Origin of the sequence: Vibrio thalassae, from assembly GCF_900089835.1 — a bacterium.
In the GTDB taxonomy this organism is placed as follows: domain Bacteria; phylum Pseudomonadota; class Gammaproteobacteria; order Enterobacterales; family Vibrionaceae; genus Vibrio; species Vibrio thalassae.
This window is the reverse complement of sequence record NZ_OANU01000002.1, coordinates 248,744-263,898: the sequence shown is the minus strand read 5'-3', so window position 1 is coordinate 263,898 and position 15,155 is coordinate 248,744. Positions and strand designations below refer to the sequence as shown.

The 15,155-nt window shown below is 44.8% G+C and carries 11 protein-coding genes; 5 read left to right on the top strand and 6 right to left on the bottom strand.

Features of this window, described 5'->3' with window-relative positions; translation table 11 throughout:
• Position 1 precedes the first annotated feature (1 nt).
• Entirely contained in the window at positions 2-2,326 is a 2,325-nt protein-coding gene (gene lptD, locus VTH8203_RS01190) for an LPS assembly protein LptD (protein ID WP_096991990.1), read from the bottom strand.
• 159 nt (positions 2,327-2,485) lie between these two features.
• Here lptD and djlA point away from each other — a divergent pair, with 159 nt between their 5' ends.
• Positions 2,486-3,334, top strand: a complete 849-nt coding sequence (djlA, locus tag VTH8203_RS01185) for a co-chaperone DjlA (protein ID WP_096991989.1) — start codon at positions 2,486-2,488, stop codon at positions 3,332-3,334.
• Complete coding sequence (locus VTH8203_RS01180; RefSeq protein WP_096991988.1) at positions 3,334-3,876, top strand: DUF924 family protein; 543 nt, start codon at positions 3,334-3,336, stop codon at positions 3,874-3,876. Before djlA ends, VTH8203_RS01180 begins: the two co-directional genes overlap by 1 nt.
• A gap of 41 nt (positions 3,877-3,917) precedes the next feature.
• On the opposite strand, the gene VTH8203_RS01175 is transcribed toward VTH8203_RS01180, so the two are convergent.
• The 5 genes from VTH8203_RS01175 to leuA form a co-directional block, all read right to left on the bottom strand.
• On the bottom strand, positions 3,918-4,709 hold the full coding sequence (locus VTH8203_RS01175) for a DUF547 domain-containing protein (RefSeq protein ID WP_096991987.1): 792 nt from the start codon (positions 4,707-4,709) through the stop codon (positions 3,918-3,920).
• Between the two features lie 116 nt (positions 4,710-4,825).
• The gene (gene leuD / locus VTH8203_RS01170; RefSeq protein ID WP_096991986.1) at positions 4,826-5,428 is read right to left on the bottom strand and encodes a 3-isopropylmalate dehydratase small subunit; all 603 of its coding nucleotides are present in this window, start codon (positions 5,426-5,428) and stop codon (positions 4,826-4,828) included.
• Between the two features lie 13 nt (positions 5,429-5,441).
• Positions 5,442-6,842, bottom strand: a complete 1,401-nt coding sequence (leuC, locus tag VTH8203_RS01165) for a 3-isopropylmalate dehydratase large subunit (RefSeq protein WP_096991985.1) — start codon at positions 6,840-6,842, stop codon at positions 5,442-5,444.
• Positions 6,843-6,902: 60 nt separating this feature from the next.
• Positions 6,903-7,991, bottom strand: coding sequence for a 3-isopropylmalate dehydrogenase (leuB, locus tag VTH8203_RS01160; protein ID WP_096991984.1), 1,089 nt, complete (start codon positions 7,989-7,991; stop codon positions 6,903-6,905).
• A gap of 119 nt (positions 7,992-8,110) precedes the next feature.
• Entirely contained in the window at positions 8,111-9,658 is a 1,548-nt protein-coding gene (leuA, locus tag VTH8203_RS01155; protein ID WP_096991983.1) for a 2-isopropylmalate synthase, read from the bottom strand.
• A 401-nt stretch (positions 9,659-10,059) separates the two neighbouring features.
• Here leuA and VTH8203_RS01145 point away from each other — a divergent pair, with 401 nt between their 5' ends.
• From VTH8203_RS01145 to VTH8203_RS01135, 3 genes are read left to right on the top strand one after another with little or no spacing between them, the layout of a single operon-like run.
• Complete coding sequence (locus VTH8203_RS01145; protein WP_096991982.1) at positions 10,060-10,716, top strand: TetR/AcrR family transcriptional regulator; 657 nt, start codon at positions 10,060-10,062, stop codon at positions 10,714-10,716.
• A gap of 15 nt (positions 10,717-10,731) precedes the next feature.
• On the top strand, positions 10,732-12,033 hold the full coding sequence (locus tag VTH8203_RS01140) for an efflux RND transporter periplasmic adaptor subunit (RefSeq protein ID WP_096991981.1): 1,302 nt from the start codon (positions 10,732-10,734) through the stop codon (positions 12,031-12,033).
• Complete coding sequence (locus tag VTH8203_RS01135; RefSeq protein ID WP_096991980.1) at positions 12,030-15,131, top strand: efflux RND transporter permease subunit; 3,102 nt, start codon at positions 12,030-12,032, stop codon at positions 15,129-15,131. The genes VTH8203_RS01140 and VTH8203_RS01135 overlap by 4 nt, the downstream gene beginning before the upstream one ends.
• Positions 15,132-15,155: the final 24 nt, after the last annotated feature.

Here is a 15,155-nt window from a genome sequence, read left to right as displayed (position 1 = left end):
ATCAGTTGTTCAGGATAAATGGACGGCTGTAGCCTAACGCATTGCCACTTGGTGATGGAGGAGGAGCGGTACTACCACCTAAACCTGTTATCCCAAAATTTACTCTGACATTCTGTTCAAATATTGGGTTGTTACCAATACCGTTCTCCCACGATCTAAGCTGCTTGCTAAAATCAAATCCAAGATACCAGCAGTCGGACTCATATTGAATCTGGGCTAGCCATTCCATCGCTACACTCTCAGTCGTGTCATAAAAGTACTGCCCTTGAACAACCCACTTGGAACCAAAACGATATCCACCCATCAGCCCTATTTGTGAAATGCCATTTCGAGTATTAGTTTGCAGGTAGTCTTCACTATAGTTTAATGTGCTTTTTATGTAATCACGGGAAACGTATCGATAATTGGCTTGAATGTAGTCCCCTCCGACTCGATATTCGAGAGCAGAATTACCAATAGACACTTGAGAACCATCCAAATCGTACTGAATACCGCCTCGGTAGAACACTCTGTCGTTGAAGTTTACATCGGTTTCTATCGCCCAGGCAGAGTAATTGGTCTCAATATCGCTAGGATCGTTCTTCACGTCTTTAGTGGCTACATCTAAGTAATAAATTTGCCCAAATGAAACCGCTAAACGCTCTTTGTTGAGGTTGTCATAGAATCGAGTAGAAGCTCCGTAACTAATTTGATTCGCTGGTGCTATATAGTCAACCCCACTGTATTTACGGGCACGAAATAGGCCGTAGTAATCGGTTTGTAGTAGGGCAGTATCGTACCTGTATATCCCATCTTGGTTTACATTGGGGATATATAAGTACTGTATTTGAGGTTCTAGGGTTTGAGTATAGTCTTGAACGAATGTAGTCTGTCGATCAAACACGATAGAGGCATGACTTCTGAATTGAGGAACGGTTCGAGACACGTTTTCTTTAAACTCTGTCATATAATCGGGTTTTTTGAAGTCGTCCTGTTTTCGTTGATCATAATGTGTGTACATTAATCTCGCTTCATTAGTCCATGAGCCCCAAGTGGTGGCAACAGGAAGCGTCAAACCTGGCTCAAGGTGAACACGGATCGCTTCTGGCTTGTTCTGATCTTCAGTAGTAAAATTAGAAATATGACTGATAAAGTCAAAATTTAGATTCTTATACACTTCAGGTAAGTAGTAATTCGCTGCAAATTGAGGCGCTAGTCGAAACGGTGCGCCTGCTGATGGTTGAAGAATTTGGAAATCTCGAACCCTAAGAGCGGTATCCCAGTTAGCATTTCGATAGGTCACGGAGCCTTCTTGTAGCAGTTGACCGTCTGAGCGATTACCAAGATTAGAGTCCATATCAGTAAAGTATGTAATGTCGCTAACTTGAGAATAATCGACATTTAAGCCCCAATTGGCATTGAAGCTTGTTTTATTAGTAAACTGTGAAGCCCAACGCGCACCTTTATCTTCGAATTTCTTATCTTTGCCTAATACCTCAGCTCGCAGTCGGCCGGTACTATTTGATGTCAGATATCGAAAGTCACCTTTAAGCTGAAGGCCACGATTTTGCATGTAGTTGAATGTAGTCAGCAGATCATAGTTTTCAGCTAGGTTCCAATAGACAGGAAGTGAAAACTCAAAACCATTCTTTGAACCTAGAGACACTGAAGGCCTTAAAACCCCTGTTTTGCGCTTATCACCAATAGGCATCTGCATATAAGGCAGATAGAAGATAGGTACATTTTGTACTTCAACTCGAGAGTTATACAGGGTAGCGACTTCCTCATCCGGATTTATATCGATATCGGAAGCTAGGAAGCGCCATGAGTTGTTGCCTTCAGGACATGAGGTGATGGAACCATCTTCAATCTGATACAGTTTCTTGCCTGTCTTGGAGACAAATACGGCCTCACCGCGACCTGGGGTGCATAAAAACTGATACTGAGTATTTTCTAAGGTAATTTCATCTTTATCTAGATTATTGGTGGCTTTATCTGATACCGCACGGATTTCACCATCATTCATGATGACGTTGCCTTCTGCGACAACGGTATTTTCTTTTTGATGGAGTGTGACTTTATCAGCCGTTATAGTTTTATTACCTTGAACCACTATAACATCGCCTTTATAAGTCGCGCGTTGCCCATTTACGGCTTCCAAAGAGTCTGCTTCTATATTGATTGGCTCTTGATTGGAATCAGAACTTTGTGCAGTATCAACAGAGCACTGCTCTGCTGGTGGCATAGATTGGCCACTATTTTTCGATGTTTCTTCGGCATGTGCATAAGACGCTAGCAGCGCAGCACCTATTGAGGCCGCTAGATATGTGCGGGAAAAACGTGACATCGAGTTGTACTATCCTGTTTAACTTGATTCATTCAGTTGAATTCGATTGATATTGAATCGTTTATAAGACGGTCTCTATCATAAAGGAAATTGACCTTAACGACACTAGTAGACTGCGAATCAGCGCAAAAATTCATAAATAAAGAGCACATAAATCACATGATAGGTAAAATTTTAGGCGTATTTTTCGGCATGTTATTTGGCGGACCTTTAGGTGCGCTGTTTGGTTTGTTCATTGGTTACCAATTTGATAAAGCGAGACGAATAAACCAAGGCGGCTTCTCTCGAGGTGGTTTTGGCGGTGCAGACCAAGCTAAACGACAAGAGGAGTTTTTGACTTGCGCGTATGCCGTAATGGGGCACGTTGCGAAAGCAAAAGGGCAAGTCACCAAGCAAGAAATCCAACTAGCGACCATAATGATGGATCGTATGAACCTTAATAGTGAGCAAAAAAGAGCTGCTCAAGAAGCGTTCCGAGAAGGAAAGTCTACGGACTTTCCGCTAGATCGAACTCTGGACAAGGTTCGTATTTCATCAGGAGGTCGACATGATCTTCTGCAATTCTTCTTGGAACTGCAAATCTCAGCGGCTTTCGCTGACGGGAGTATCCATCCTGCTGAACGTGAAATGTTGCACCGTATCGCACAAGGGCTTGGTTTCTCTGCTCAGCAATTAGAGCAGCGCCTGAGAATGCAAGAAGCAGCATTCCGCTTCCAGCAGGGCGGTAATTTCGGGGGCGGCCATTATCAAGGTGGTCAACAATCAGGAAGCTGGCAACAAGCAAGCAGCGCATCACAGCTTTCTGATGCTTATGATGTGCTTGGTGTGTCTGAAGAGGCTGATGCGAAAACGCTCAAGCGAGCTTATCGCAAACTGATGAACGAGCATCACCCTGATAAACTCATGGCCAAAGGCTTACCACCTGAAATGATGAATATGGCAAAAGAAAAATCGCAAGAAATTCAAAATGCCTATGAGTTAATTAAAAAGGTGAAGGGGTTCAAATAATGCAGACAGACAAGGATGTGTTGGACTTTTGGTTTGGTGAATTAACGCCAGCAGATTGGTTCTCCGGCGATGAGGCATTAGATGTTCGTATTAAGCAGCGCTTTTTGGCGCTGCATAATAAAGCAGTACTCGGTGAGTTGTACATGTGGCGTAAAGGTCCACAAGGACGCTTGGCTGAAATCATCGTATTGGACCAGTTTTCTCGGAATTTATATCGCGGACAACCGCAGTCATTTTCGTCAGACCCTATGGCGTTGGCGCTCGCCCAAGAAGCGGTAGCATTAGGTGAAGATATGCAGTTAAGCGAAGAGCAGCGTAGCTTCTTATACATGCCTTATATGCATAGCGAATCTTTGGTTGTTCATGAAGAAGCTGTGCGCTTGTTTAAACAAAGCGGTCTTGAAAATAACTTGGATTTTGAATATCGGCACAAAGTGATTATCGAACGATTTGGTCGCTACCCACATCGGAATAAGATTTTAGGGCGACCATCTAGTGAGGAAGAGTTGGAGTTTCTTACTCAGCCCGGTTCTAGTTTCTGAGAAGCAGTAGGTCTAGGTAAGCAAGCCTAGACCCCTAACCACTATTTTTTATTTAAATCCCAATTGTAATCGTAGTCAATTGTGCCATCAAACTCGGTTAGCTTAGGGTTGTACTTTGCCATATGAGCGATGATGCCCCCTTGCGCTTCGAAATCTTTTGCAAACCAGTCATAAATCGATGAAAGCGTGGCTTTATCACCGTTGATATCTACACCTTTTTTTGAGTTTATAAAGGTGTTGGCCGCCCGCTCTAATAAAGCTTCTGTATTGGCTGAGGTGAAGGCTTGGGATTGCAGGTTTGGACACCCTAAACTGGCGCAGTTAACGGCGTAATGGGTTCTTGGATCATTCCAGATAGGACGAAGGATTCTATGCTCAATATCATTAAGCGTCAGCGTCTGACCTGTAATCGTAATCACATCGTCTCCCCAAGGTCCAAAGCTAAACAAACCACCTAGCTTAGTAATCGATTTTACCGGGTAATTATCCAAAATTAGCTCAACAGTAATCGCATTGTAGAGGTTAACCCAGTAAGCATATTGTTCCGCTTTATTCAGTGTTCTAGGATCGATGGACGCGAGTTCCGATAGATAACTTTTTAGCTGCTGCTTATCATTTTGAGAGACTCGAACGTAACGTATCAAGGTATTGTCACCGTCTACCACCAAGTATTTATCGAGAAAGGCCTGCCAGCTTTGGTGTGACACGTTTTGAAGGTTTGCTTCATTACTTGAGTTCCAGTAAGCCCACAGCTCAGATTTAGGTGCGGAAAACGCAGTAAAACTCAACAATAAGAGAGAAGTTGTGAGTGCTGTAAGCAGTGTTTTGACCATAGCAACGATCCATTTTATGTAAGACTAATCCATCAGACCTGTAAAGGTGCCGAGTTATTTCAATTGAGTGAAAAAAATCCCAGCGCTTGGCTGGGATTTATCATTCGTTTTGGCATTTATTTTAGGAAGCTAGGAATGTTGGCTTCATAAGCGGCAATTTTGTCTTCGTGCTGCAAGGTTAAACCAATGTTGTCTAGACCATTTAATAGGCAGTGTCGACGGAATTCGTCAATCTCAAAGCGATAAGACTTACCGTTAGCAGTTACTTTCATTGCTTCTAGATCGACAGTAATCTCAGCGCCTTCGTTGGCTCCAACGTATTGGAACAGTTCATCGACCTCTTGCTCCGTTAAACGAACTGGAACCATTTGGTTGTTGATAGAGTTGCCATAGAAGATATCAGCAAAGCTTGGAGCGATCATTACTTGGATGCCGTAATCAGCCAGTGCCCAAGGAGCGTGTTCACGCGAAGAGCCGCAACCAAAGTTTTCGCGAGCAAGTAAAATGCTAGCACCTTGATAACGAGGAGCATTCATGACAAATTCTGGATTGTCTTGCTCGCCTGCGTCGTCCAAGAAGCGCCAGTCGTGGAATAGGTGTTTCCCAAAACCAGTGCGGGTGACCTTCTGTAAAAACTGCTTAGGGATGATGGCGTCAGTATCGACATTCGCTGCATCTAAAGGTACGACTAAGCCGGTGTGTTGTTTAAATCCTGACATGTAGGTTTCCTTCTTAGTCTAGCTCTCTGATATCAACAAAATGACCTGCGATAGCCGCTGCGGCTGCCATTGCAGGACTCACTAGGTGCGTGCGACCGTCACGGCCTTGACGGCCTTCAAAGTTACGGTTACTGGTAGAGGCGCAGCGCTCATGGGGACCTAAGCGATCATTATTCATAGCAAGACACATGGAGCAGCCAGGCAAGCGCCATTCAAACCCCGCCTCTTTAAAGATAGAGTCTAAGCCTTCTGCTTCTGCTTGCGCTTTGACCTGCTCTGAGCCTGGGACAATCAAAGCCTGTACATTGGCGGCGACTTTACGGCCTTTAGCAACAGCGGCTGCAGCACGCATATCTTCGATACGAGAGTTAGTACAAGAACCCACGAATACTTTGTCTACTGGGTAGTCTTTAAGTGATTTACCCGCTTCGAGACCCATATAAGCCAGCGCTTTTTCTGCAGATGCTTTTTCTACTGGGTCAGCAAAGCTTTCTGGTGATGGGATAGGTTGATCTACGGCAATAACTTGGCCAGGGTTAGTACCCCAAGTCACCTGAGGTTTGATATCAGCGCCGTTTAACGTAACAACAGCGTCAAACTTAGCATCGTCATCGGTTTTAAAGGTTTTCCAGTATTCAACGGCAGCATCCCAGTCAGCACCTTGAGGAGCGAACTTACGACCTTTTAGATACTCAAACGTCGTCTCATCAGGAGCGATAAGGCCTGCCTTTGCACCAAGTTCGATAGCCATGTTACACACCGTCATACGGCCTTCCATAGAAAGGTCAGTAATCGCTTCACCACAGAACTCAACCACATAACCTGTCCCGCCGGCTGCTGTAGTTTCACCGATAATAGCGAGTACGATATCTTTTGCCGTTACACCAGGGGCCACTTTACCTTTGACTTCAATCTTCATCGCTTTGGCGCGAGACTGTTTTAGTGTCTGGGTCGCTAAGACGTGTTCAACTTCCGAGGTACCAATACCAAATGCCAATGAACCAAATGCACCATGAGTGGCGGTATGCGAATCACCACATACAATGGTCATTGCTGGTAGCGTAATACCAAGCTCTGGACCCATAACATGAACAATACCTTGGTATTTGTGATTGATATCGTAAAGTGTTACCCCAAACTCTTCGCAGTTCTTCGACAATGTTTCCATTTGGATACGCGCCATTTCACCAGAAGCGTTAATATCTTTGGTCGTTGTCGAAACGTTGTGATCCATCGTTGCGAAGGTCTTACCTACTTGGCGCACTTGGCGGCCCTTTTCACGCAGACCATCAAATGCTTGAGGAGACGTCACTTCATGAACTAAGTGACGATCGATATATAAGATAGGGTTTTCACCTTCCGCTTTTACAGCAACGTGTGCATCGTAGACTTTTTCGTATAGTGTTTTTGACATTGCTAAATTCCTTGCCTCTCTCACTACATCACTAAAGGCGCAGCGAAAGTGATGGTTTAATTATGAGTTCAATACGTAGTTGGCGATCTTGTCACCCATCTCCGAGGTGCTTAGTGCTGGTTTGCTACCTGCTAGATCCGCTGTTAATTCGCCGGCGGATAGTGCTTTGCTTACCGCTGCTTCAATATCTTGCGCTGCGGCTTCTTCACCCAAGCTGTAACGAAGCATTAGCGCTGCAGAAAGAATTTGCGCCACTGGGTTGGCAATGTTTTTGCCTGCAATGTCTGGCGCGCTGCCGCCCGCAGGCTCGTAGAGACCGAATTGACTTTCATTCAGGCTTGCTGAAGGCAACATGCCCATAGAACCTGTGATCATCGCACACTCATCAGAAATGATGTCGCCAAAGATGTTAGAACAGAGCATGATGTCAAACTGAGCCGGATCTTTGATTAACTGCATGGTCGCGTTATCGATGTACATGTGGTTTAGAGTGACATCTGGGTACTCTTTTGCCACTTCTTCAACGACTTCACGCCATAAGATAGAGCTTTGTAAAACATTTGCTTTATCGATGGAGTAAACGTTTTTGTTGCGAAGACGTGCTGACTCAAAAGCAATCTTGGCAATGCGTTCAATTTCAAAACGGTGATAGACCTCAGTATCAAATGCTTTTTCCGTTGGGCCTTCACCTTCACGGCCTTTTGGTTGACCGAAATAGATACCACCAGTTAACTCACGTACCACCACAATGTCGAAGCCTTTTGCAGAAATATCAGCACGAAGTGGTGAAAAGTCTTCTAAGCCTGCGTGAATTTGCGCTGGACGCAGATTACAGAAAAGTTGAAAGTGTTTGCGAAGTGGAAGTAGTGCGCCACGCTCAGGTTGATCGTTTGGTGGAAGGTGTTCCCATTTTGGACCACCAACAGAACCAAATAGGATAGCGTTCGATTCTTCACAGCCCTTGACTGTGCTCTCAGGAAGAGGGCAACCGTGATTATCGATGGCGATACCACCTACATCGTATTCTTCACATTCTAGTGTAATGTTGTGCTTCTCTGAAATCGCATCCAACACTTTATGTGCTTGAGCCATAACTTCTGGGCCAATACCATCACCTGGTAGAACTGCAATCTTGTAAGTACCTGCCATGGGGCTAATTTCCTTAAATGTTGTATTTGCTTATATTATTAGGCCCCTTAAACACAGCAGCATGGATATCAACTGCAAGAGGCCAAAATTTCTTATGGTCTGGGGAATGAACGCTTACCTTAGACCACTTCAACTTTTTTCTGCTTCATCTCTTCAATCTGATCAGCGCGATGAATACTATTGATAACATGAAGTAGGGCTTGACCAGAAGCTTCAACGATATCGGTTGAGACACCAGTGCCGTGATACTTGCGACCTTTGTAGTTAGCAATAATATCCGCTTGGCCTAAACCATCTTCGCCTTCACCTTTTGCAGTCAAATCAAACTTATCTAGAACAATGTCGTAACCAGTTACGCGGTAAATACATTGATACAGCGCATCGACAGGACCGTTACCCACCGCTGCCTCGCATTTCTCTTCATCACCACATTGGATCTTAATGCTTGTCGTCGCCATGATGCTGCCAGATTGAACGCTTAGATAGTTCAACTTAAAGAAGTCGTCTTCAGCACGCAAGTTCGCAAAGTGCATTAATGCTTCCAAATCGTAATCAAAGACCTGTCCTTTGCGATCTGCTAGCTTCAAGAAGTCTTCGTATAGCGTGTCTAAGTTGTATTCGTTCTCGTTGTAACCCATCGCATCCATATGGCTCTTAACGGCAGCTCGACCAGAACGGCTCGTTAGATTCAATGCTTTGTCTTTAAGGCCAATGGATTCTGGCGTCATGATCTCGTAGGTATTTTTGTTTTTTAACATACCGTCTTGGTGAATACCTGAAGAGTGGCTAAAGGCGTTCGCGCCAACAATGGCTTTATTGTCTTGAATGGGCATGTTACATAGTTGGGAAACCAGTTTGCTGGTGCGATGGATTTCTTGATGTTGCAGACCAGTATGGACACCTAGAAGCTCTTGACGCGTTTTAATAATCATCGCAATTTCTTCTAGAGAGCAGTTACCTGCACGCTCCCCGATGCCATTAATGGTGCCTTCAATTTGGCGAGCACCAGCTTGTACCGCTGCGATAGAGTTCGCCACCGACATACCTAAGTCGTCATGACAGTGCACTGAAATGACCGCCTTATCGATGTTAGGGACGCGATTGAAAAGGGTTTGAATGATGCCACCGAATTCGTTTGGAACCGTGTAGCCTACTGTGTCTGGAATATTGATGGTGCTTGCGCCAGCGTCAATCGCGGCTTCGACCATGCGGCAGAGGTTATCGATTGGGGTGCGTCCTGCGTCTTCACATGAAAACTCAACATCATCAGTGTAATTACGTGCATGTTTCACCGCTTTTACGCCCATTTCGACCACATCGTCATAGCTGCGACGCAACTTATCTTGAACGTGAACGGTTGAGGTAGAAATAAACGTATGAATACGGAACGCTTCTGCGACTTTTAACGCTTCAGCGGCGGCATCAATGTCTTTAGCCACTGCGCGCGACAAGGCACAAACTCGGCTATTTTTGATGTGTTTTGCGATGGTTTGAACTGACTCGAAGTCGCCTGGAGAGGAGATAGGGAAGCCAGCTTCAATAACATCAACACCTAGACGCTCGAGCGCATAAGCAATTTGCAGTTTCTCTTTAACTGTCAGACTTGCTGAAAGTGCCTGCTCGCCGTCACGCAATGTGGTGTCGAATATTATCACCTGATCGTTCATATTTGCTTCCTCTCTATACAGGTTAATCGTTTACGTCCAGTTCAATCGATATAAAAAAACCCGCTTGTTGCAAGCGGGTTTTTTAGAATTCTTAGTGGTGTTTTTCGTCCACAACCTACCCGCGCGATGTTTTCACGATAAGGAGGAGGTTCAGGAGTAGAGAAAAACGTAATGACACTGTTATGCATTCCACAAGATTAAGTTACAAGATTAGTACCGTACTCAAGCTCATGCGTCAAGGATTAATCTTGATTTTTCTTGGATATCGGATCAGTGAGATAAGAAATTACGATGCTTCATCAGTAATTAATCAAATGATTAAATGTTGATGAATTAATATTATGCGCGTACGGGAGTGAACAAATCTATAATTAATCAGTGATTAATAAAGAGTTTAAATTATGCAGCCTGTTTTGGAACAAAAAAGAAAAGTTGGTCGTCCGAGAAAACAAACTGATGCTCGTAAAAAACTGCTCGAACATGCCCGTGACTTATTTGTCGTTATGCCTTACGACAAAGTTTCAACTCGCCTAATTGCTCAACGTGCAGGGGTCAATATCGCGATGATCCGTTATTACTTTGGCAATAAAGAAGGACTCTTTGAGACCATGGTGCGAGAGACGGTGACACCAATGAAAAACAAAATGGATGAAGTGTTCTCTCAAGGTGATCATCGTAACTTTTTTGAGTTTATGCGTATCTACTATCAGGAGATGAACAAAGTACCTCAGTTTCCTCGTCTGGTTGCTCAGGTGATGCATATGCCGCCTTCTGCAACTCAACGACGTTTGTTTGAAAAAGTGTTCATGGATCTCGCACGTCCAGAACACGATTTGATCTTTGGTAAGCTTCAGCAAGCGGGTTACATGCGAGAAGATATTGATCCCAAATTGTGTAAAGTCTCCTTCATATCACTCATGGTTTTCCCATTTGTTGCGCCGCCAGCCATGTTGCAATTGCACGGTATTGAGCTCAATGAAACCTTCTTAGACAAGCTACTCGAACACAATATTTCCTTATTGTCGCGCGCGTTATTACGTGCCCCCTCTAACGACTAAACAGAACGTAACCTTATGAAGCCTAAAAACAAAAAAATGTTATTTTTTCCTGCTTTTGCCGTTGGAGTCGTTGCGCTGATTGCTGCGATAAACCTAAGGCCAGATGTGCCGACGAAACCTGCGGGAGACCGTTCAAAAGTGGTAGACATTATCCGCCTTGAGCCGAAAATGTCAGCGCCAGTGGCGGTGGGATTTGGTCGGGCTGAACCCAAAGTAGAGTGGAAAGCCATCGCAGAGGTAACAGGAGCAGTTGTATACAAACATCCGAATTTAGAGAAAGGTACCGTGATAGCTGCGGGAACGGAAATTCTTCGTATTGACCCTTTAGATTACGAACTTAAGCTGTCACAAACAATCGCTGACTTGAAATCAAGTGAGACTCAACTGACTAGTCTTGACCAAGAAGAGATTAACCTAAAACAAACCCTCGCCATAGAAATTAACCGCTTACAACTGACGGAAAATGAATATCAACGTCGAGTGGATCTTAATCGACGTGGTTTAACCTCACAATCCGATGTCGATATTCAAAAGCAAAATATGTTGTCGCAGAAAAAGCTGGTTCAGGAGATTGAAAACCAATTAGCGTTAATGCCGGATGAAAGAGGTGTTTCTCAAGCCTTGGTCAAAGTGAATCAAGCTAAGGTGGATGAAGCGAAGCGTTCACTGGACAAAACACGCATCGTTCTTCCGGTAACAATGCGTGTGTCTGAAGTCGATGCTGAACTCAATCAAGTGGTAAATTTACAGCAAGCAATGGTCATAGCGCACCTCAACGACGTCATGGAAGTGGAAGCGCAGCTTTCCATACACGATTTGCAGTTGTTGTCGAATAGCTTGAAGGGAGGCGAGAGCCCAAATGGCCATGTTGAACTAAACAAATTGCACGCCACCGTCGAATTGAGTAGTGGTAATCTCACCGCGACATGGCCAGCAACGGTAGCACGTGTCAGTGAAACCGTTGATGCGAACCAAGCAACAGCGGGTGTGATTTTAGAAGTGACGCAGTCGCCAAGCAGTAACGGTCTGGCAGGCACACCGGTATTGGTTAACGGAATGTTTGTGAAAGCCGTCATTGAGGGGCAGAAGCAACTGTCTTGGGTCGTGCCAGAGCGTGCCATTCATGGCGATAAAATCTATTTGATGAACGCTGACAATCGTCTTGAAATGCGCGCGGTGCAGATCGCTTATCGTAGAGATAATCAAGTCATCATTACTGGTGATCTACAACAAGGCGAAAAAGTGATTCTGAACGATATTTTGCCAGCAATCGAAGGCATGCTAGTGCGAGAAAATACGGATGAGGCAGGGCAATGATTCGATTCTTCTCTAAACATCCGACGGCTGCCAACTTGTTGATGTTGGCGTTGTTAATATTAGGGCTCTCGTCGCTTTCTACCATAAAGCGAGAGACGTTCCCCGAGTTTGACCCTCCTTATATTATGTCGGCTATTACTTATCCAGGGGCATCGCCACAAGAGGTAGAAGAGAGCCTTTGCGTACGAATGGAAGATGCCGTCGATGGCTTATCTAACATTGAAGAAACCAAATGCGAAGCGATAGAAGGCTCTGCCCGTTTGACGCTTAAACTCAACGAGCGAGCTGACATCGGTCGTATGTTGGTCGATGTTCAAACTCAAATTAACGCTATTAACGACTTTCCGGATGAGATTGAATCCCCAATCGTCCAAGAGCTGGATTGGAATGAACCTGTCGTAGATATTGCCATCACCGCCAATACCAGTTGGCCAGAGTTAAAAGCCTACGCAGAGAAGCTCAAGCGCACTTTAAAACTTGATTATGGCGTGTCGCTTGTGGAAGTCAGTGGGTTTTCTGATCACCAATATCGTGTCGAATTAAATACTCAAGTCATGCGTCAGATGGGGTTGAGCGTCAGTGATGTTGCAGTGCGAATAGGTAATCAAAATATCAAATTACCTAGTGGTAACGTTGAAACGGAAGACAAAAACTTCTTAATTCGCTTTGATGAACGCCGAATTACACCACAAGAATTAGAGTCTATCGTGGTTGGTTCCAGTCCCAATGGTGCCGTCATACGTCTCAAAGATGTGGCGACGATAACCGATCGCTTTGAGTTGGATGAACAAAAAATCTTGTTCAATGGCCAGCCATCAGCGGTATTAAAGATCAGCAAAAACAAAGAAGACGATGCTCTGCGTATAAAAGAGCAAGTCACTAGGTTTGTGGATGCACAGCGACTTATTGCACCTGAAGGTGTAACCCTAGCCATGACCAATGATATGTCGTCAGTCCTTTGGGATCGCCTGACTATGATGGTCAAAAATGGTTGGCAAGGGATCTTATTGGTCTTTGCCACCATGTGGCTGTTCTTTAGTTTCCGTTATTCGTTTTGGGTCGCTGCTGGATTGCCTGTTGCGTTCCTTGGAGGGCTATTCTTAATGGCCAACCTTGGTCTGTCGATTAATATCATGTCGCTGGTAGGGCTGTTGATGGCGATAGGTATTATGATGGATGACGCCATAGTGATTGCCGAGTCTATCCAATCTCACCTTGACCGAGGGCAGAAGATCGACGATGCCGTTATCAATGGGGTTAACAAGGTACTTCCCGGGGTTATCTCTTCGTTTTTGACTACAGTGTGTATTTTCGGCAGTTTGCTCTTCCTGAAAGGGGAAATGGGCGCGGTATTGAGAGCAGTACCACAAGTCCTGATTCTAGTGTTATCGCTTAGTCTCGTTGAGGCATTTTTGATTTTGCCTAACCACTTGTCTCATTCGCTGCATAAGCACAACAAAGATAAGCCGCCAGTAAAGTTTAAACGAGCGCTATTGGCACGCTTTGAGCACTTTCGTAATACGACATTGGTCAACGCGGTGGATAGGGTTGTCTCCTACCGTTATGCCTTCATGGGTAGTGTTTTTGCCATGTTACTTATCTCGGTAAGCCTAATTGCTGGTGGAGTGGTGAAGTTTCATCCTTTCCCTTCGCTGGATGGCGATATTGCCGAAGCAAGAATCATTTTGCCACCCGGCGCATCCTTGTCTCAAACGGAACGTGTTGTCGATAAAATTGTGGCTTCGGCAGAAAAGCTCAACAAGCAGTGGAGTGATGACATGGAAGGAGGCGAGCCCTTAGTTCAACAGATTACTAGTCAATTTAATACCAACCGAGATGCCAATGAATCAGGTCCGCACATTGCCACAGTCAGGTTGGATCTACTCAGTGCCGAACAGCGCAATACCTTGATCGACGATTTCATTAGCGCATGGCGAGATGATGTGGGAGAGCTGGCCGATCCTATTTCATTGGTCTTTAAACAACCAACAATGGGACCCGGTGGTCGTGCATTGGAAATGCGTATTAAACACGATGATCTAGACATGTTAAAAGCCGCCTCCGTTGAAATACAGCAATACTTGAATGAGTTCGATGGCGTTAGTGGTGTTTTGGATGATATGCGCTTGGGCAAAGAAGAAATTCTAGTCAAGTTGCGCCCTGGTGCAGAGAGCTTCGGCGTCAACGGACAACTGATTGCTAGTCAACTTAGAGCTGCGTTTTTTGGTCAAACTGCTGATGAAATTCAAGTGGGCGTAGAAAACATTAAAATTGAGGTGAAACTCAATAAACAAGACATTGGTGATATCCAACAACTGGCCAATTTCCCGATATTCCTTACAGATGGCTCACAAATTCCATTGGCGTCTGTCGCAACACTCGATTTTCAGCGTAACTACGTACGTATACAACGTGTCGATGGCTTGAGAACGGTGAGTGTGTTTGGTGATGTTGATGCATCTAAAGCCAGTTCGACCGATATTATTGGTCAGTTTCGAGCTGAAGAAGTCAGTAAGTTACAACAAGAGTATCCCGGGTTAAGGTTCGACTTTGAGGGTGAAACCAAGGACAGTGCAGAAACTGGCGCGTCAATGGCAAAGGGCTTCTTGCTCGGGTTGTTTGGCGTGTTCACGATTCTTAGCTATCAGTTCCGAAGCTATCTTGAACCTTTTGTCGTGATGTTAGCCATACCTTTGGCCTTTATTGGTGTGGTCTGGGGGCACTTGTTATTAGGGCATTCAATGAGTATGCCAAGTATCATGGGGTTCGTGTCGTTAGCGGGAATCGTAGTGAATGACTCAATTCTTTTAGTGCAATACATACGTCATCATATCGATGAGGGCGACTCAGTGCATGATTCTGTGGTTAAAGCGAGCCGGGAACGTTTCCGAGCGGTGTTCTTAACCTCTATGACTACCGCGGCGGGCTTATTACCTCTGCTTACTGAGACCAGTCTGCAAGCTCAAGTCATACAACCATTGGTTATTTCCATCGTGTTCGGCATTTTTGCTTCGACCGTGCTGGTGCTATTTATGATTCCATCGGCGTATGCCATTTTGGCGGACTGGGGACTTGTCCACAAGCATGAGGAAATTTAGTCAGTCTAAGCTGATACGCTCGAG